Source organism: Streptomyces sp. 4F14 (assembly GCF_048159485.1).
Lineage (GTDB): Bacteria > Actinomycetota > Actinomycetes > Streptomycetales > Streptomycetaceae > Streptomyces.
Window position 1 is genome coordinate 1 of record NZ_JBLRVY010000129.1, and the last position, 449, is coordinate 449.

Sequence of the window (449 nt, forward strand, 5' to 3'; positions counted from 1 at the left end):
GGAAGATGAAGACGGCCAGCGGGACGGCCATCGGTACGTCGAGGAAGTAGATGCCGATGCCGATGAACACGGCGTCGATGAGGGCGACGAGAACCGTGCCGCGGACGTACGCAGTGAGCGTCGCCCACGCGCGCGGCCCGGCTCCGGCGACGCCCGGACGGGCCGCGGCGGGCACGAGCTTCAGCGTCCACTGCCAGATCCGCTTGCCGTCGTAGAGCAGGAACAGCGTCGAGAAGGCCGCCAGCAGGATGCCGGTGAGCGCCTCGACGATGACCGTGACGCCTTCGAGGCCGGCCGAGGTGATCTCGTCGGTGTTGGCGCCGATCGCCTCGCGGAGGTTCTCCGCGATCTCGTTGATCTGCTTGTCGGTGACGTGGAACGGGCTGTTGAGCAGCCAGTTGCGCAGCTCGTCGATGCCGTCCTGGACCTGGTCGGAGAGGTTGTCGATG

Annotated in this window: 1 protein-coding gene; it reads right to left on the bottom strand. The window is 67.5% G+C overall.

Going from position 1 to position 449, the window contains the following annotated elements; genetic code table 11:
* Window positions 1-449, bottom strand: a 449-nt coding sequence (locus ACLZOT_RS49965; RefSeq protein ID WP_416975980.1) for an AI-2E family transporter, incomplete at both ends; no start/stop codon positions are given.